Genomic DNA, 17,606 nt, shown 5'->3' on the forward strand with positions numbered 1-17,606 from the left:
AGCCATGACACGCCACGTCGTGATCGTGGGCGGCGGCTTCGGCGGCACCGCGCTGGCGCGCCGCCTGGAGCGGCGGCTGCCCGAAGGCTGGCAGCTCACGCTGGTGAGCGAGGAGAGCACCACGACCTTCAATCCGCTGCTGGCCGAGGTGGTCGGGGCGGCGGTGTTCCCGGAGCAGGTGGTGGCACCCATTCGCGAGATGCTCAAGTCGAGCCGCTTCGTCATGGGCCGGGTGACGCGGGTCGATGGGCAGGCGCGCACGCTGCGCCTGTCCACCCTGGCAGGGCCGCTGGACCTGCCGTACGACCACCTGGTGCTGGCCTTCGGCACCCGTGCCAACCTGGACCTGGTGCCCGGATCGCCCAAGCACGCGCTGCCGCTGAAGCTGGTGGGCGACGCCATGTTCATCCGCAACCGCGTGCTGCAGCGGCTGGCGCGCATCGAGCTGGAAAGTGATGCGGCGCGGCGGCGCCTGCTCGGCGGCTTCGTCGTCATCGGCGGCGGCTTCTCCGGGGTGGAGGTGGCCGGGGCACTGGCCGACTTCATTCGCGGCGCATTGCGCGCCTATCCGCGTGTGGCGCCGGACGAGCCGTCCGTGACGCTGCTGCACGACGGCGAGCGCCTGCTGCCGGAGCTGCCCGCGTCGCTGGGCGAGGCCGCGGCGCGCTCGCTGGCCGCGCGCGGCGTGCGGGTGCGGCTCGGCGCGCGCGCCGCCGCCGTGCAAGCCGAGGGCGTGGCGCTGGCCGACGGCGGCTTCATCGAGGGCGCGACGGTGGTGTGCACCATCGGCACCCGGGCCAATCCGCTGGTGGAGCAGCTCGGCCTGGCACTGCAGCGCGGGCGCATCCCGGTGGCGCCGGACCTGTCGGTGCCGCAGCGGCCGGGCCTGTGGGCGCTGGGCGACTGCGCGCTGGTGCCCAACGGCGACGGCACGCCATGCCCGCCCACGGCGCAGTTCGCCGTGGCGCAGGCCCGGGCGCTGGCTGACAACCTGCTGGCCACGCTGGAGGGCACGCCGACACGGCCCTTCAGCCACCGCTCGCGCGGAATGATGGCCACCACCGGCCACCTGAAGGGCGTGGCGCAGGTGGGTGGGCTGTCCCTGTCGGGCCTGCCGGCCTGGCTGCTGTGGCGCGCGTACTACCTGCTGCTCATGCCGACCTGGGGGCGCAAGTTGCGCATCTGGGTCGAGTGGAGCTGGAGCATGTTCTTCAGCGCCGACATCACGCACCTGCGCTTCACGCGCACGGCGGAGGCGGACGCGGAGCCGGTGCCGGGGCAACCGCTGCCGACGCCTTCGCAACCCACTGTCTGACACCCCAAGGAGTTCGCCATGTTGCTTGCCAGCAAAACTGCCATCGTCACCGGCTCCACCAGCGGCATCGGGCTGGGCATTGCGCGGGCCTTCGCGGCGCAGGGCGCCGACGTGATGCTCAACGGCCTGGGCCAGGCCGACGAGATCGAGTTCACGCGCGCCGAGCTGCAGCGCGAGTTCGGCGTGCAGGTGCGCTACCACGGCGCCGACATGAGCCGCCCGGAGCAGGTGAGGGATCTGGCGGCGCAGGCCGAAAGCGCCTTCGGCCGCGTGGACGTCGTCGTCAACAACGCCGGCATCCAGCACGTGGCGCCGGTGGAGGAGTTTCCGCAGGCGAAGTGGGACGCCGTGCTGGCCATCAACCTCACGGCCGCCTTCGCGCTGATCCAGGCCGTGGTGCCGGGCATGAAGGCGCGGCGCTTCGGGCGCATCCTCAACGTGGCCTCGGCGCACGGGCTCACCGCCTCGCCCTTCAAGTCGGCCTACGTGGCGGCCAAGCATGGGCTCGTGGGCCTGACGCGCTGCGTGGCGGTGGAACTGGCCGAGTTCGGCATCACCGCCAACACGCTGTGCCCGGGCTACGTGCGCACGCCGCTGGTGGAGCAACAGATCGCCGACCAGGCCCGCGCCCACGGCATCGCGCCCGAGGCCGTGGTGCGCGACGTGATGCTGGCGCACCAGGCGCGCAAGGAATTCGTGCGCGTGGAGGAGCTCGCCGCGCTGGCGGTGTTCCTGGCCTCGGACGCCGCGGCCTCCATGACCGCCACGGCCATCCCCATGGACGGGGGCTGGACGCAGCACTGAGACGGCGTCCCATGCGTGTCCGCCATCAGGCAATGGGGAGCGGACACCGTCATGAATGCCGAGCACGACCGCGATGACTCAGGAGACGCCATGGACATGCGCGTGAAACCCGCCGGCCGCAACGCCGCCGCCCGGCCGGAAGTCAAGACCGTCAACCTGGCGCTGCAGGGCGGCGGCGCGCATGGCGCCTTCGCCTGGGGCGTGCTGGACCGCCTCATCGAGGACGGGCGCATCCGCTTCGAGGGCATCAGCGCCACCAGCGCCGGCGCGATGAACGCTGCGGTGCTGGCGCACGGCTGGACGGTCGGCGGGCCCGAGGGCGCGCGCGAAGCGCTGGAACAGTTCTGGAAAGCCGTCTCGGACGCCGGCCAGCGCTGGAGCCCGTACCGCGCGCTGCCGTGGATGCAGTGGCTCGACGGCTTCTCGCTGGAGCATTCGCCGGCCTACTTCTGGATGGAGCTGCTCACGCGCGTGTTTTCGCCGTACCAGCTCAACCCCATGAACTTCAACCCGTTGCGCGACGTGCTGGAGGCGCACGTGGACTTCGAGCGGTTGCGCGCGCAATCGGCAATAAAACTGTTCCTGTGCGCCACCAACGTGCAGACCTGCAAGGTGCGCATCTTCAGCTGTGCCGACGTGAGCGCCGACGCGGTGCTGGCCTCGGCCTGCCTGCCGTTCATGTTCCAGTCGGTGATGATCGACGGCGAGCCCTACTGGGACGGCGGCTACATGGGCAACCCGGCCATCTACCCGCTGATCTACGACTGCGCCTCGCGCGACGTGCTGATCGTGCACCTCAACCCGATCGTGCGCCGCGGCGTGCCGACCACGGCCGGCGAAATCCTGAACCGGCTCAACGAGGTCAGCTTCAACTCCTCGCTGATGCGCGAGATGCGCGCCATCGTCTTCGTCTCCGGGCTGATCGAGCGCGGCAAGCTCGACGCCGCGGAGTTCAAGCAGATGCTCATCCACTCCATCCGCGCCGACGACGTGATGAGCAGCTACGACGTCTCCAGCAAGCTCAACTGCGACTGGGGCTTTCTCATGCAGCTGCGCGACGCCGGGCGCGCGCATGCCGGGCGCTGGCTGCAGCAGCATTTCGACGCCCTGGGCCAGCGCTCCAGCGTGGATTTGCGCGCCGAGTTCCTGTGAAGCGCTGAAAGGAGCGGGCCATGGAAGCCTTGTCCGCCGCCGCGCTCGCGGCCGTGCTGGCCTGCGTCGCGGTGATGGGATTCGCCATCCAGCGCGGCGCCACCTGCACCGTCGCGGCCGTCGAGGAGGTGCTGCGCCAGCGCAGCGCGCGGCGGCTGCTGGCCATGGGCGAGGCCGCGCTGTGGGTGGCCGGCGGCCTGGCGCTGGCGCAGTCACTGGGCTGGACCGCGCTGATGCCGGCACCGCGGCCGGTGACGGGTGCCACCGTCGCGGGCGCGCTGCTGCTGGGCCTGGGCGCGTGGGTCAACGGCGCCTGCGTCTTCGGCGCCATCGCGCGGCTGGGCTCGGGGCAATGGTCGCAGGCGGCGGTGCCGCTGGGTTTCTACATGGGCTGCCTGGTGGTGCGGCCGTTCCTGCCCTTGGCGGAGGCGGGTGCCACGGCGAGCCCGGCCGGGCTGCTGGCGCCGGCATGGCTTGCCGCGGCTTTCGTGCCGTTCGCGCTGTGGCGGCTGGGCCGTGGCCTGCGCGGCGGTGTGGCACGCAACCTGGCGGCGCGGGTGTGGACGCCGCACGCGGCCACGGTTGTGATCGGCGTGACGTTCCTGCTGAGCTGGCTGCTGGCCGGCGCCTGGGCCTACACGGACCTGCTCGCGGCGCTGGCGCAGCGCATGGCCGCGCACCCGGGCCTGCCGCTGGCGCTGCTGGGCGCGCTGCTGGGCGGCGCGCTGCTCGGGGGCTACACGGCGGGGCGATTGAAGAGCGTGCGGCCCACGCCGGCGCAGTGGCTGCGCAGCCTGGCCGGCGGCGCGCTCATGGCCGCGGGCAGCCTGCTGATTCCCGGCTCCAACGACGGCCTGGTGCTGGTGGGGCTGCCGCTGCTGCATCTCCACGCCTGGCTGGCGTTTGGCCTGATGTGCGCGGCCATCGCGGCGGCGATGCGGCTGTCCGAGGTGCTCACCTGGCCGGCGCTGGGCGGGAGGGCCCGATGAGCGCGGCGGCCGAGGCGGCGCCGGGCCGGGCCACGCCGCTGGCCAACGCCGTGGTGCTGGGCGCCGCGCTGCTGGCGGCGCTGGCGGCGGTGCAGCGCTACACGCATGCGCTGGACGCGCCGGGCGCGCGCTTCGTGTTCGAGCGCGAGCGCTGCCACGGCGTGGTGCGTGCCGGGCGCAACGACTGCGGCACCAGCACCCACGCCTGCGCCGGCCAGGCCCGCGAGGACGGCGGCGCGGAGGAGTGGATCAGCCTGCCCGCGGGCACCTGCGAGCGCATCGCGGGCGGGCGGCTGCGCGGCGGTGACTCCGGCGCAGGGGGCTGACATGAACTTCACCTGGCGTTCCTGGCTGCTGCCCGAGGCCGGCGGCGCGGCGCTGCCGCCGCGGGTGCGGCAGGCGCTGGCGGCCGAGCAGTTCCGTGCCGAGGTGCTGGTGGCCGGGGTGCAGTTGCTGCTGATCGCGCTGCTGGCGGCATTGTTGGGCGCCGCGCCGCCCGGCTACGCGCCCGACGCGCCGGTGCGCGCGGCGCCGCTGGGTTTGAGCCTGCTGGCCCTGCTGGCGCTGCTGCGTCTCTACGCCGCCTGGACCGGCCAGCTCGGCCCCCGGCTGCTCGCCGCCGGCGTGGTGGCGGAGATGGCGGTGCTGATCGGGACGCTCGCGGCTTACGCGCTGCAGCACGAGCAGCCGCCGCAGTTCGCGCTCAAGGGCACGGCCTTCGTCTACGTCTTCGTGCTGGTGGCGCTGCGGGCGCTGCGCTTCGAGCCGCTGTGGGTGGCGGTGTCGGGCGCGACGGCCTTCATCGGCTGGCTGGGGCTGCTGGGCTGGGCGCTGCTGGAGGCGCCTTCGAACCCGGTCACCTGGGACTACGTCACGTCGCTGCGCTCGCTGCAGGTCCACCCGGGCGGCGAGCTCGACAAGCTGCTGGCCCTGGCGCTCTTCACCGCCACGCTGACGCTGGCCCTGGCGCGCTCGCGCGCGCTGCTGCGCGGGGCGCTTTCGCAGCAGCGCGCGGTGGCGGATTTGTCACTGTTCTTCGACGACGCGGTGGCGCGGCGCATCACGGGCTCGGAGCTCGACCTCATGGCGGGGCAGGGCGAGTTGCGCGAGGCCGCCATCCTGTTTCTGGACCTGCGCGGCTTCACGGCGGCCTCCGCGGCCCTTGGGCCGCACGGCGTGATCGCGCTGCTGGGCGAGTACCAGCGGCTGGTCGTGCCGATCGTGCGGCGCCACGGCGGCAGCGTGGACAAGTTCCTGGGCGACGGCATCCTGGCCAGCTTCGGCGCGGTGGCGCCGGATGCGGCGCATGCGGCGAATGCGCTGCGCGCGGTGGACGAGATCGTGCAGGCGGTGGACGGCTGGCGCGCCGTGCGCGCCCGTGCCGGCCTGGCCGCGCCCGACGTGGGCGCCGGGCTGGCCACGGGCGAGGTGGTGTTCGGCATCGTCGGCGACGGGCAGCGGCTGGAATACACCGTCATCGGCGACGCGGTGAACCTCGCGGCCAAGCTGGAGAAGCACAACAAGGCCCAGGGCACGCGGGCGCTGGCCACGCGCGCGGCCTGGGAGCGGGCGCGGGGCCAGGGGTATGCAGGGGAGAAGGCGTTGTGCCCGGGGGCGGCGGTCAGAGGCGTGGCCGGAGCGACCGATCTGGCCGTGCTGGCGGCGCTTGCTGCACCGGCACACATGCGGTGAATCTGACCCGGAAACGAAGAAAGCCAAGTGCTTCCCGGGCCCGGAAATGGGAAAAGCCGGCACATGGCCGGCTTTTCTTTTTGGTGCCCAGGAGAGGACTCGAACCTCCACGGAGTTACCCGCTAGTACCTGAAACTAGTGCGTCTACCAATTCCGCCACCTGGGCAGGTGTTCGTCTCAAGTGCTTCGCAGTTTAGCAGCATATTCAGCGACTAGGCAAGCGTTTTTATCGAATTTTTTCAGGCAACTGCTTTTTCAAAGCCGGTGGCCTCGTCTACGCCACCGCGGTACAGCGCCGCCACCAAGTCCGACTGCGTGACCATGCCGGCCAGGCGGCGCTCCTGGTCCACGATCGGGATGTGGTGCAGGCCCAGGTCGGACAGCAGCGGCACGAGTTCGACGACGTGGGTGTCCACGCTGGCGGTGTGCACGCCGGTGGTCATGATCTGGCCCACGGCCTCGGGCTTGTCGCTGTGCGTCAGGCCGCTGGGGCGCAGGAAGTCGCGCAGCTTCATGGCCCAGCCCTCGTGGCGGTCGAGCTGCGCGTGCTTCATGAAGTCCACCAGCGTCAGGATGCCGATGACGCGCCGCGCCCGGTCCACCACCGGCAGTGCCTTGACGCGATGCCGGCGCAGCAGGTGCCAGGCTTCCTGCAGCGAGGTGCCGAACTCCACCGTCACCAAGTCGCGCGACATGATGTCGCCGCAGCGGATCACGCCGAAGCGGCGCTGGTACGCCTGCATCTCGGCCTGGCGCAGCAGGCTGTCGAGGTCGTCGCGGTCGATGTCGAGCACCTGCCCATAGCGGCGCATGACGGCGTCCAGGTCTTCGGCGGTGAAGCCCAGGCGCCGATTCGGCGCGGCGTCGGCGGTCTGGTGTCCGGGCACCACCGGCGTGGCGCGGTGCGGGTAGGCGCGGCCGGTGAGGTTGTTATAGAGGGCAGCCGCCACCAGCAGCAGCGCGGTGTGCAGGCCCACCGGCGCCAGCACGAAGCTGAAGCCCATCGCCTGCAGCGCCGGCCCGCCCAGCACCGCCGTGAGCGCGATGGCCCCGCCCGGCGGGTGCAGGCAGCGCAGCGCGAACATGGCCAGCAGCGCCAGCGCGAGGGCCAGGCCCGCGGCCAGCGGCGTGGCGCCCAGGAGTTGCGCGCAGGCCATGCCCACCACGGCCGACACCAGGTTGCCGCCCAGCACCGGCCAGGGCTGCGCCAGCGGGCTGGCCGGCAGCGCGAACAGCAGCACGGCCGAGGCGCCCATCGGCGCGATGAGCCAGGGCTGCCCGGCGTCGAGCAGGGCCCGCGCCAGCAGCGCGGTGGCCAGCAGCCCGGCGAGGCCACCCCCGGCGGCGCGCAGCCGCTCGCCGGGCGCCACGTCCAGGCGCGGCGGGAGCAGGCGTTTCAGGGACTCTTGGAACGGCTTCACGTACTGCAAGGGCGGGCCGGCAAAGGGCGGGAGTCTGCACGCCGGCACCATTCCGGTGCGGGCGTGGGGTCGCAGGCGTGGGGCCGGCGCGACAGCGGCCCGGCGCCGCGCGTCACGCCGCCTCTTCGAGCTGCTCCAGCGGGCCGAAGAACTCCCAGCGCAGCCGCTGCGCCGGCACGCCCAGGGCCAGCGCGTGCTGGCGCACGGCCTGCATGAAGGGCTTGGGGCCGATGAAGTAGAGGTCCGCGTCGCGGTCGGCGGGCAGGTGCCGGGCCAGCACTTCGGGCGTGAGGTGGCCCACGGCGTGCGGCCGGTCGCCCTCGCGCGGCTCGTCGTACAGGAAGAAGGCCTGCACGTTCGGATGCTGCTCCGCCAGCGCCTGCACCCGACCCCGGAAGGCATGCGCGCCGCCGTGGCGCGCGGCGTGCACGAAGTGCACCGGGCGGCCGGTCTCGGCCACGGTCTCCAGGATCGCCATGGCCGGCGTGATGCCCACGCCGCCGGTGACCAGCAGCAGCGGCCGGTGGCTCTGCGCCTCGTCGAGCACGAAGTCGCCCGCGGGCTGCAGCACCTGCAGCTCGGTGCCGGCCCGGGCATGGTCGTGCAGCCAGTTCGAGACCTTGCCGCCGGGCTGGCGCTTGACGCTGATGCGCCAGGTGTCCCGGCCCGACGGGCCGGAGAGCGAGTAGTTGCGGCGCACGGGCTGGCCGTCGATGTCGAGCAGCAGCGTCAGGTACTGGCCGGGCCGGTAGGCGGGCAGTTCGCCGCCGTCGGCGGGGGCCAGGTAGAAGGACGTGATCAGCTCGCTCTCGTCCTCGCGGCGCGCGACGCGGAAACGCCGTGCCCCACGCCAGCCGCCCGGGCGCGCGGCATTGCCGGCATAGACCTGCTCCTCGGCCTCGGTCAGCACCTGGGCCAGCAGCCCGTAGGCCTCGGCCCAGGCCTGGATGATCTCGTCGGTGGCCGCCGCGCCCAGGACCTCGCGGATGGCGCGCAGCAGGTACTTGCCGACGATCGGGTAGTGCTCGGGCAGCACGCCCAGCGCCACGTGCTTGTGGATGATGCGCGGCAGCTCGCCGGCGAGCTGCTCCAGCCGGTCGATGTTCGAGGCGTAGGCCAGCACCGCGTGCGCCAGCGCGCGCGGCTGCGTGCCGCCGGCCTGGTGCGCCTCGTTGAAGAAGGCCTTCACTTCCGGATGCTCCTTGAACATCAGCGGATAGAAGTGGCGCGTGATGGCCTCGCCGTGCTCCTGCAGCACGGGCACGGTGGCTTTGACGAGGGCAATGGTCTGGGGCGACAGCATGGGCGTTCTCCTGTGGGCGACGGCTTGCCCTTTATCAAGACCCGGGCCAGCCATGAATACCGGGCCAAGTCGTTGATCCATCTCAGAATCAATCCCTGGCGTGTCGTTTAGACGACACCTGTCCTGTAGTCAAAGCGACAACAATGCGGTCATGGAGACACGCTTGCACGACGCTGGTGAGGAAGCGGGCCACTACGCCGCGTTGCTGGACGCGGTGCAGGCCATGGCCGGGGCCGATGCCGTGGCGCTGCTGCGGCTCGACGGCGAGGTGCTGGTGCCGGTGGCGGTGCGCGGCCTGAGCGAGGAGGCCCTGGGGCGGCGCTTTCCGGTGTCGGCCCATCCGCGGCTGGCGCTGTTGCTGCGCAGCCCGCAGGGGCAGCGCCTGCCGGCCGACTGCGCGCTGCCGGACCCCTATGACGGCCTGGTGGCGCACCAGCCGGAAATCCTGCCGGTGCACGACTGCATGGGCGCGCCGCTGCGGCTGCACGGCTGGACCTGGGGGCTGCTGACGCTGGACGCGCTGCAGCCCGGGCGCTTCGACGCGGTGCAGGCGCAGCTGCCGGCGCTGGCGCAACTGGTGGAGCAGGGCGTGGCGTCGGCGCAGGCGCTGCGCGAGCTGGCCGAGAGCGCCGCGCACGAGCACGAGCTGGTGCGCGAGCTGCAGGCCGGCGCCCGGGCGCCGCGCGAGCTGCTGGGCCGCAGCGCCGCGATGCAGCGGCTGCGGCGCGAGATCGACACCGTCGCCGCCACCGACCTGACGGTGCTGGTGCTGGGCGAGACCGGCGTGGGCAAGGAGCTGGTGGCGCAGCGGCTGCATGCGCAGTCCCTGCGCCGGGAGCGGCCGCTGGTGCAGGTGAACTGCGCGGCACTGCCCGAGACGCTGGCCGACAGCGAGCTGTTCGGGCATCGGCGCGGCGCCTTCACCGGCGCCACGCAGGCGCGGGCCGGGCGCTTTCAGCTGGCCGACGGCGGCACGCTGTTCCTCGACGAGGTCGGCGAGCTGGCGCCGGCGGTGCAGGCCAAGCTGCTGCGCGTGCTGCAGGCCGGGGAGGTGCAGCGCCCGGGCAGCGACGCCGTGGTGCACGTGGACGTGCGCGTCATCGCGGCGACGAACCGCGACCTGGCGGCCGAGGTGGCTGCCGGGCGCTTCCGCGCCGACCTGTACCACCGGCTGGCGGTGTACCCGCTGCACGTGCCGCCGCTGCGCGAGCGTGGCCGCGACGTGCTGGCGCTGGCCGAAGGTTTCCTGGAGGAGAACCAGCACCGGCTGGGCGCGCGCAACCTGCGGCTGTCTCCCGCGAGCAAGGCGCTGCTGCTGCAGCAGGCCTGGCCCGGCAACGTGCGCGAGCTGGAGCACCTGGTCAGCCGCGCCGCGCTGCGCGCGCGCATGGAGCCGGGCAAGGGGCGCTGGATCGCGGTCGAGCCGCGGCACCTGCTGGGCGAGGCGGCCGGGGCGGCGCTGTCCCCGGCACGGGCGCCGGCCGATGCCGTGTCCGGGGCAGCTGTCCCGGACGCCTTGCCCGGCCGGGACGCTGCCGCGGCGCCCACGCTGCGCGAGGCCACCGACGCGTTCCAGCGGCGCTGGATCGCCGAGGCACTGGCCCGCCATGGCGGCTCGATGGCCGCGGCGGCGCGCGAGGCGGGCATGGACCGGGCCAATTTCCACCGGCTGGCGCGGCGGCTGGGCCTCAGGCCCGGGCGCGGCGCCGCGCTTGGCTAGCATCGGGCGCCATGGGCAAGCAACACAGCATCCGACAAGGCGCGCAGGGTCCGCGCGAGCGCTGGAGCCTCGACGCCGGCGGCGCCGACGTGGCGCGGCTGGACATCCCCGCCGACGCGCAGCGCGAGCGTGTCTTCGAGCTCGACTGCCGCTTCGTCGTGCGCCGGCGCGCGGGCGTGGACGACGCCTGGCACGAGTTGCGCATCTCGGTGGACGGCGCGCTGCGCTGGTCGCGCCGCGTGGACAGCGCCGAGGGCAGCGACTCGCTGGACTACCGCTTCAACTTGCGCGTGCCGCCGGGGCAGCCGCTGCGGCTGCTGGCCACGACGGCGGTGCAAGGGGTGCAGCGCGTGTCGCTGGCCTGGGAGGCGCTGGAGGAGTAGGCGGAACAGGTGGAACGGGCGCCGGCGAGGGGCGCCTTACGCGCCGCGGCGTCCTGCAGCTGCGGCACCACCACCCGGCACTCGATGCCCCGCGGCGCGCAGGGCTGCCACGTCACCTCGCCGCCGAGATCGCGCACGCGGCGGCGCACGCCGGACAGGCCCAGCCCGTGCGCCCACTGTTGCGGGTCGCCACCGGGGCCGTCGTCGCGCACCGTCAGCTCCAGGCGCCGGCCGGCGCAGCGCCACTCGATGTCCACCCGCGTGGCGCGGGCGTGGGCGATGGCGTTGCTGGTCAGCTCGCGCAGCACGCGCGTGAGCGCGGACCATTGCGCCACGCCGAGGTCCAGGTCGGCGTCGGCCTCGAAGCGCCACGCCAGCGCGCAGCCGGCGTCCGCCAGGCGGCGGTGCAGCTCGGCGCGCCATTCCGCCTCGGCATGAAGGAGCCGGTGGCAGCCGGCGGCCAGGCCGCGCGTGAGCAGCTTCAGGTCCTGCAGCGCCAGGCGCAGCGCCTCGGCGCTGCGGGCGTCGTCGGCATGCACCAGCAGGGCCAGCAGCCGCGCGCCCAGGTCGTCGTGCAGGTCCTGCGCCAGGCGCAGGCGCTCCTCGCGGCGTGCCGCCTCGGCGGCGCGGCGCAGGTCCTCGGCCGTGAAGGCGGGGGCGGAGCGGATGCGCCGGCGCATGCCGCGCGCCGTCAGACCAGCCCCTGCTTGCTGGCCAGCACGGCGGCCTCGGCGCGGCTGGAGACGTTGAGCTTCTTGTAGATGGACTTGATGTGGTCGTTGACGGTGAACCACTTGATGTCCAGCAGCCCGGCGATTTCCTTGATCGTGAAGCCCTTGCTCAGGAAGGTGAGCACTTCGCTCTCGCGCGGGGTCAGGCGGTCGTGCTCGTCGTGCACCGGCTCCAGCGCGACGCGGCCTGGCGGCAGGGGCTGCGCGCTGAGTGCAGGTGCCGATGCCGATGCCGGTGCCGCGCCCGGCGTGCCGCCGCGAAAGTGCGCCAGCAGCCGCCGCGCGATGGCCGGCGACAGCGGCGGCTGGCCGCGCACGATCTTCTGCAGCTCCTCCACCAGCAGCTCGAAGCGGTCTTCCTTGAGAAGGTAACCGTCGGCGCCGCAGCGCAGCGCGGGGAAGAGGTGGTCGTCGTCCGCATACAGCGTCGTGACGACGCGGTGCGCGGGGTAGCTCGCGAGCTCGGAGAGCAGCTCCAGGCCGGTGCCGTCGGGCAGCTCCAGATCCACCAGCACGAGCCGGAACGGGGCGTTGCCCGCCTGCGCGACGTGGCGGCGCGCGCTTTCCAGGTCGTTGGCCTCGGTGACGCTCATGTCGTCGCTGAAGCTCTCGCGCACCACGCGGCGCAGGAAGCCGCGCGCGACCGGGTTGTCTTCCAGGATCAAGACCTTCACGGTCATGGCAGCGCCCCCCATCCCAAGCAATGAGCCGCGGCGCCGGGACTGCAGGCGTGAACTTGTGCGGCCGTTGTGTTGTTGAAATTATCCTAACACCCGCTAACCTTGCCCCGCCTTCGGCCGCTGGCGCGCGCGGCGCCACGGTACGCCTGCCGTGCGGTGCCCCGGCCGCACTTCCTTGCAGTCTCCCCAACAGAAAGCATCGATGCGAATCCTGATCGCCAACGACGACGGCTACCTTGCGCCCGGACTGGCCGCGCTGGTGGCGGCCATGCGGGACCTGGGCGAGATCGACGTGATCGCGCCCGAGCAGAACGCCAGCGGCACGTCGAACTCGCTGAGCCTGCACCGGCCGCTGACGGTGTTCCAGGCCGGCAACGGCTTCAACGTGGTCAACGGCACGCCCTCGGACTGCGTGCACGTGGCGCTCACCGGGCTGCTGCCGCAGCGGCCGGACCTGGTGCTGTCGGGCATCAACAACGGCGCCAACATGGGCGACGACACGCTGTACTCGGGCACCGTGGCCGCGGCGATGGAGGGCTTTCTCTTCGGCGTGCCGGCCATCGCCTTCTCGCAGACCGAGCGCGGCTGGCACCACCTGGAGAGCGCGGCGCGCACCGCGCGCGCCATCGTCGAGGAGGTGCTGCGCCGCCCGCCGGCCACGGGCGCGTTCCTGCTCAACGTCAACATTCCCAACCACGCGCAGTCCGAGCAGCTGCCGCGGCGCGTGACGCGGCTGGGCCGGCGCCACGCCAGCGAGCCCGTGATCCGCCAGACCAACCCGCGCGGCGAGCCGATCTACTGGATCGGCCCGGCCGGGGACGCGCGCGAGGCGGGCGAGGGCACCGACTTCCACGCCACGGCCAGCGGCTGCGTCTCGATCACGCCGCTGCAGGTGGACCTGACCTGCCATGCCACGCTGCCGGCGTGGCAGGCGGCGCTGCAGCGCACGCAGCCATGAAGCCGCGCGCGCCGCGCTTCCCGATCAGGCTCGACCGGGTGGCTCCCGGCGCGCAGGCCCCCATGGCGCCGCAGCGCCCGCAGCGCCCGGTGCACGAGGCGGCGGCCGACGCGCGCCGCCACAGCGCGCCCAGCGGCCTGGGCCTGGACTCCGGCGCGGTGCGCGCGCGCATGGTGCAGCGGCTGCGCGCGCAGGGCCTGCGCTGCGAGCCGGTATTGCAGGCGCTGGAGCAGGTGCCGCGGCACCACTTCGTGGACGCGGCGCTGGTGGCGCAGGCCTACGAGGACACGGCGCTGCCCATCGGCCACGGCCAGACCATCTCCAAGCCCTCGGTGGTGGCGCGCATGCTGGCGCTGCTGTTCGAAGGGCAGTCGGCGCGCCAGCGCGGCTCGCTCGGCCGCGTGCTGGAGATCGGCACCGGCAGCGGCTACCAGGCCGCGCTGCTGGGCGTGCTGGGCACGCAGGTGATCTCGGTGGAGCGGCTGCGCCCGCTGCACGAGCGCGCGCGCGAGCTGCTGCAGCCGCTGCGCCGCGCCAACCTGCGCCTGGTCTGGGGCGACGGGCGCCTGGGCCACGGTCCCAACGCGCCGTACGACACCGTGATCGCCGCGGCCGGCGGCGAGGCGCTGCCGCAGTCCTGGCTCGACCAGATGGCGCCGGGCGCGCGCCTGGTGGCGCCGCTGCACGGCGCCGGCGGCGGCCAGGTGCTGATGGTGGTGGACCGCACCGAGACCGACTGGGTGCGCCAGGTGCACGAGGCGGTGCACTTCGTGCCCCTAAAATCCGGGATTGGTTGAAAGCGGAGTGTCCTCTTGCCGATGAGTTCGAATTCCTGGCGCGGTAGCCGTGCGGTGGCAGTGAGCGTGGTCTCGACGATGCTGATCGTCGGCTGCGCCTCGACCCAGCAGCAGGCGCCCGTCGAGGAGCGCGCCACGCCCGCCGTGCGCCCGCCGTCCCCCGCACCCGCCGCGGTGCCCGCGCCGCCGGTCAAGCCGCTGCGCGGCATCGAGAACGCCGGCAAGCCCGGCTACTACACCATCCGCCCGGGCGACACGCTGATCCGCATCGGGCTGGAGAACGGCCAGAGCTGGAAGGACATCGCGCGCTGGAGCGGCATCGACAACCCGAACCAGATCGAGGTCGGCGAGGTGGTGCGCGTGGTGCCGCCCAGCGTGGACCCGAGCGTCGTGGCCACGCGCCCCGTGGCCAGCGCCCGCGTCGAGAGCCGGCCGCTCGATGCCAGGCCCGCACCGGCGGCAACCTCCGCGTCGGCCTCCTCGGCCCCCACGGCGGTGGCTACCGCCGCCTCGGCCGGCGAGAGCGCCTCGGCCGCCGCGCCCAGCGCGCCGGCACCGGCGCCGGCGCCACGCGAGACCCCGGCCACGCGCGAGCCCGATGACAACATCAACTGGATCTGGCCCGCGGGCGGCCCGGTCAGCGGCACCTTCGACGACGCGCGCAACAAGGGCATCACCATCACCGGCAAGGCCGGCGACCCGGTGCTGGCCGCGGCCGACGGGCGCGTGGTCTATGCCGGCTCGGGCCTGCGCGGCTACGGCAACCTGGTGATCGTGAAGCACAACAACACATACCTGACGGCCTACGCGCACAACCAGACGCTGCTGGTCAAGGAAGATCAGGTCGTGCGCCGCGGCCAGCGCATTGCCGAGATGGGCTCCAGCGACGCCAGCCGCGTCCAGTTGCATTTCGAAATCCGCAAGCAGGGCAAACCCATCGACCCGGCCCGGCTGCTACCGCCGCGCTGACGGCGCTCTTTCTCCACCGGAGGCTACCGATGAGCAAGCGATTCGACATGCGCGAGGGCTCGGCGGTGAATCCGGTGAACATCGTGCCGCTGGTGGCGGCGCTCGACGACCTCGACGACGCGCCCGCCGCCGCCACGCCGCTGGCCGAGGCGGCCGCCGAGCCGATGGCCGAAGTCGAGTCCCAGGCCGAGGCCGAGGCCGGCGCGCCGTTGCCGCCGGGTGAGTCCGACGTCGGCAACACGCTGCAGCTCTACCTGCGCGAGATCCGCCGCGCGCCGCTGCTCACGCCGCAGCAGGAATACGACACCGCGGTGCGCGCGCGCGCGGGCGATTTCCAGGCGCGCCAGGACATGATCGAGCGCAACCTGCGCCTGGTGGTCAGCATCGCCAAGAACTACATGGGCCGCGGCCTGCCCATGACCGACCTGATCGAGGAAGGCAACCTCGGGCTCATGCATGCCATTGGCAAGTTCGAGCCGGAGCGGGGTTTCCGCTTCTCCACCTACGCCTCGTGGTGGATCCGCCAGAACATCGAGCGCGCGATCATGCATCAGGCCCGGCTGGTGCGGCTGCCGGTGCACGTGGTGCGCGAGCTCAACCAGGTGCTCAAGATGCGCCGCGCGCTGGAGAGCGCCCAGGGGGCGCCGGCCCAGAGTGGCGAGCGCACGGTGAGCGTGGAACAGGTGGCCGCGGCGCTGCGCCGCCCGGTGCAGGAGGTGGCGGCGCTGCTGCGCTTTGCCGAGCAGCCGACCTCGCTGGACGCGCCGCTGGAGCGCGACCAGGGCGAGTCCATGCTCGACACCGTGGCCGACGACCAGGCGCTCGACCCGCTCGGTCACACCCTCGTGCGCGAGGTGGAGCAACTGCTGCGCAACGGCATCAGCGAGCTCAACGAGCGCGAGCGCGAGGTGCTCACCGGGCGCTACGGGCTGCACGACCGCGAGCCCGAGACGCTGGAGGTGCTGGCCGAGCGCATGGGACTCACGCGCGAGCGCATTCGCCAGATCCAGCAGGAGGCGCTGGTCAAGCTCAAGCGGCGCATGGTGCGCAACGGCATCGACCGCGACTCCATCTTCTGACCTGTCCCGGGGCCATCTTCGGCGCGACATCGTGCCGGCTGCTTGCGGGCATGGAAGGCCGTGCGCGGCGGGAAGCCTTCGCCCGGGCCGGATAATCCGCGCCCATGACGGTTGACAAGGAATGGCTGCGCGTCGAGTCGCTGGATCTCGATGCGCAAGGCGTGGCCCACAACGCCGAGGGGAAGGTGGTCTTCATCGAAGGGGCGCTGCCGGGGGAGCAGGTGCAGGTGAACGTGTCCCGGCGCAAGAACAACTGGGAGCAGGGCACGCTGGAGGCGATCCGGCGCGAGAGTGCGCAGCGCGTGGTGCCGGGCTGCCAGCACTTCGGGCTGCACGCCGGCGCCTGCGGCGGCTGCAAGATGCAGCACCTGCACCCCGGGGCGCAGATCGCCATCAAGCAGCGCGTGCTGGAGGACAACCTCTGGCACCTGGGCAAGGTCAAGCCGGAGCAGCTGCTGCGCCCGGTGGAGGGGCCGACCTGGGGCTACCGCTACCGCGCGCGGCTGTCGGTGCGCCACGTGGTCAAGAAGGGCACGGTGCTGGTGGGCTTTCACGAGCGCAAGTCGCGCTACGTGGCCGACATGCAGCGCTGCGAGGTGCTCCCCGCCCACGTGGGCGCCATGCTGATGCCGCTGCGCGCGCTCATCGCCTCGATGGAAGCGCGTGACCGGCTGCCGCAGATCGAGGTCGCCATCGGCGAGGGCCCGCAGGGGCTGGTGACGGCGCTGGTGCTGCGCCACCTGGAGCCGCTGAGCGCAGCCGACGCGCAGCGCCTGCGCGACTTCGCCGCCGAGTACGGCGTGCAGTGGTGGCTGCAGCCCAAGGGGCCGGACACGGTGCACCTGCTCGACCAGGGTGGCCCGGAGCTGGCCTACACGCTGCCCGAGTTCGGCGTGGTCATGCCCTTCAAGCCCACCGATTTCACGCAGGTGAACCACCACATCAACACGGTACTAGTGGGCCGGGCGCTGCGGCTGCTGGACGTGCAGCCGGACGAGCGCGTCATCGACTGGTTCTGCGGCCTGGGCAACTTCACCCTGCCGCTGGCCACGCAGGCGCGCGAGGTGCTGGGCATCGAGGGCAGCGAGGCGCTGGTGCAGCGCTCGCGCGAGAACGCGATGCGCAACGCCCTGGCGCACAAGGCCAGCTTCGCGGCACGCAACCTGTTCGAGCTGACGCCTGCGGACGTGACGGCCTACGGCAGCGCGCAGCGCTGGCTGGTGGACCCGCCGCGCGAGGGGGCCTTTGCGCTGGCCAAGGCGCTGGCCGACCTGCACCAGACCCCCGCACTGGCGCCGGCGGGCTGGACGCCGCCGCAGCGCATCGTCTACGTCAGCTGCAACCCGGCGACGCTGGCGCGTGACGCCGGGCTGCTGGTGCACCAGGCGGGCTACCGCTGCACGGCCGCCGGCGCGGTGAACATGTTCCCGCACACGGCGCACGTGGAGAGCATGGCGGTGTTCGAGTACGACCCGACGGCGCCCCGGTCCGGCGCCGAGCCGGCCGCAGCGCAGGCACAGCCCGCCGAGGCCTGACGCACGCCGCCCAGAGCGGGGGCAGGCAGCCGCAAGAACGAGAAAAGGCCCCGCGAGGGGCCTTTTGCATGAGGCGAG

17 protein-coding genes and 1 tRNA gene are annotated in these 17,606 nt (G+C 72.9%); 13 read left to right on the plus strand and 5 right to left on the minus strand.

The window, feature by feature from the left end; translation table 11 throughout:
* Positions 1 to 4 precede the first annotated feature (4 nt).
* From FJ694_RS10725 to FJ694_RS10750, 6 genes are all read left to right on the plus strand, one after another.
* Positions 5 to 1,315, plus strand: a complete 1,311-nt coding sequence (locus FJ694_RS10725; protein ID WP_157266804.1) for an NAD(P)/FAD-dependent oxidoreductase — start codon at positions 5 to 7, stop codon at positions 1,313 to 1,315.
* 21 nt (positions 1,316 to 1,336) lie between these two features.
* Positions 1,337 to 2,119 (plus strand): 3-hydroxybutyrate dehydrogenase, encoded by a 783-nt coding sequence (locus FJ694_RS10730; protein WP_310735042.1) that lies wholly within the window; start codon positions 1,337 to 1,339, stop codon positions 2,117 to 2,119.
* Positions 2,120 to 2,215: 96 nt separating this feature from the next.
* On the plus strand, positions 2,216 to 3,271 hold the full coding sequence (locus FJ694_RS10735; RefSeq protein WP_198320790.1) for a patatin-like phospholipase family protein: 1,056 nt from the start codon (positions 2,216 to 2,218) through the stop codon (positions 3,269 to 3,271).
* A gap of 20 nt (positions 3,272 to 3,291) precedes the next feature.
* Positions 3,292 to 4,260, plus strand: a complete 969-nt coding sequence (locus tag FJ694_RS10740; protein ID WP_157266810.1) for a YeeE/YedE thiosulfate transporter family protein — start codon at positions 3,292 to 3,294, stop codon at positions 4,258 to 4,260.
* Positions 4,257 to 4,586 (plus strand): BufA1 family periplasmic bufferin-type metallophore, encoded by a 330-nt coding sequence (locus tag FJ694_RS10745; protein WP_157266812.1) that lies wholly within the window; start codon positions 4,257 to 4,259, stop codon positions 4,584 to 4,586. Before FJ694_RS10740 ends, FJ694_RS10745 begins: the two co-directional genes overlap by 4 nt.
* 1 nt (position 4,587) lies before the next feature.
* Complete coding sequence (locus FJ694_RS10750; RefSeq protein ID WP_157266814.1) at positions 4,588 to 5,952, plus strand: adenylate/guanylate cyclase domain-containing protein; 1,365 nt, start codon at positions 4,588 to 4,590, stop codon at positions 5,950 to 5,952.
* A gap of 81 nt (positions 5,953 to 6,033) precedes the next feature.
* Here the strand turns inward: FJ694_RS10750 and FJ694_RS10755 are convergent.
* The 3 genes from FJ694_RS10755 to hmpA form a co-directional block, all read right to left on the minus strand.
* A tRNA-Leu gene (locus tag FJ694_RS10755) sits at positions 6,034 to 6,118 on the minus strand.
* Between the two features lie 73 nt (positions 6,119 to 6,191).
* Positions 6,192 to 7,373, minus strand: coding sequence for an HPP family protein (locus tag FJ694_RS10760; protein WP_232539983.1), 1,182 nt, complete (start codon positions 7,371 to 7,373; stop codon positions 6,192 to 6,194).
* A gap of 112 nt (positions 7,374 to 7,485) precedes the next feature.
* Positions 7,486 to 8,676 carry an NO-inducible flavohemoprotein gene (gene hmpA / locus FJ694_RS10765; RefSeq protein ID WP_157266820.1) on the minus strand — a complete coding sequence of 397 codons (1,191 nt, stop codon included), beginning with the start codon at positions 8,674 to 8,676 and terminating at the stop codon, positions 7,486 to 7,488.
* A 151-nt stretch (positions 8,677 to 8,827) separates the two neighbouring features.
* On the opposite strand from hmpA, the gene norR reads away from it, so the two are divergent.
* Both norR and FJ694_RS10775 read left to right on the plus strand, forming a co-directional pair.
* Positions 8,828 to 10,396: a nitric oxide reductase transcriptional regulator NorR gene (gene norR, locus FJ694_RS10770; protein WP_157266823.1), complete on the plus strand. Its 1,569-nt coding sequence runs from the start codon at positions 8,828 to 8,830 to the stop codon at positions 10,394 to 10,396.
* 11 nt (positions 10,397 to 10,407) lie between these two features.
* Positions 10,408 to 10,779: a hypothetical protein gene (locus tag FJ694_RS10775; protein ID WP_157266826.1), complete on the plus strand. Its 372-nt coding sequence runs from the start codon at positions 10,408 to 10,410 to the stop codon at positions 10,777 to 10,779.
* On the opposite strand, the gene FJ694_RS10780 is transcribed toward FJ694_RS10775, so the two are convergent.
* Together FJ694_RS10780 and FJ694_RS10785 are read right to left on the minus strand one after the other, a co-directional pair.
* Complete coding sequence (locus FJ694_RS10780) at positions 10,668 to 11,459, minus strand: sensor histidine kinase (RefSeq protein WP_157266829.1); 792 nt, start codon at positions 11,457 to 11,459, stop codon at positions 10,668 to 10,670. The genes FJ694_RS10775 and FJ694_RS10780 overlap by 112 nt on opposite strands.
* An 11-nt stretch (positions 11,460 to 11,470) precedes the next feature.
* Complete coding sequence (locus tag FJ694_RS10785; RefSeq protein WP_157266832.1) at positions 11,471 to 12,190, minus strand: LuxR C-terminal-related transcriptional regulator; 720 nt, start codon at positions 12,188 to 12,190, stop codon at positions 11,471 to 11,473.
* A gap of 202 nt (positions 12,191 to 12,392) precedes the next feature.
* Between FJ694_RS10785 and surE the strand changes: the two genes are divergently transcribed.
* The 5 genes from surE to rlmD all read left to right on the plus strand — a co-directional run bounded on the left by surE (position 12,393) and on the right by rlmD (position 17,528).
* The gene (gene surE, locus FJ694_RS10790) at positions 12,393 to 13,148 is read left to right on the plus strand and encodes a 5'/3'-nucleotidase SurE (protein ID WP_157266835.1); all 756 of its coding nucleotides are present in this window, start codon (positions 12,393 to 12,395) and stop codon (positions 13,146 to 13,148) included.
* A complete protein-coding gene (locus tag FJ694_RS10795; RefSeq protein WP_157266839.1) occupies positions 13,145 to 13,945 on the plus strand; it encodes a protein-L-isoaspartate(D-aspartate) O-methyltransferase in 801 nt (266 codons plus the stop codon). The genes surE and FJ694_RS10795 overlap by 4 nt, the downstream gene beginning before the upstream one ends.
* A 21-nt stretch (positions 13,946 to 13,966) precedes the next feature.
* Positions 13,967 to 14,914 carry a peptidoglycan DD-metalloendopeptidase family protein gene (locus FJ694_RS10800; protein ID WP_157266842.1) on the plus strand — a complete coding sequence of 316 codons (948 nt, stop codon included), beginning with the start codon at positions 13,967 to 13,969 and terminating at the stop codon, positions 14,912 to 14,914.
* A 164-nt stretch (positions 14,915 to 15,078) separates the two neighbouring features.
* The gene (gene rpoS / locus FJ694_RS10805; RefSeq protein ID WP_198320791.1) at positions 15,079 to 15,993 is read left to right on the plus strand and encodes an RNA polymerase sigma factor RpoS; all 915 of its coding nucleotides are present in this window, start codon (positions 15,079 to 15,081) and stop codon (positions 15,991 to 15,993) included.
* Between the two features lie 104 nt (positions 15,994 to 16,097).
* Positions 16,098 to 17,528, plus strand: a complete 1,431-nt coding sequence (gene rlmD / locus FJ694_RS10810; RefSeq protein ID WP_157266848.1) for a 23S rRNA (uracil(1939)-C(5))-methyltransferase RlmD — start codon at positions 16,098 to 16,100, stop codon at positions 17,526 to 17,528.
* Positions 17,529 to 17,606: the final 78 nt, after the last annotated feature.

This window comes from Azohydromonas aeria (assembly GCF_009760915.1).
In the GTDB taxonomy this organism is placed as follows: domain Bacteria; phylum Pseudomonadota; class Gammaproteobacteria; order Burkholderiales; family Burkholderiaceae_C; genus Azohydromonas; species Azohydromonas aeria.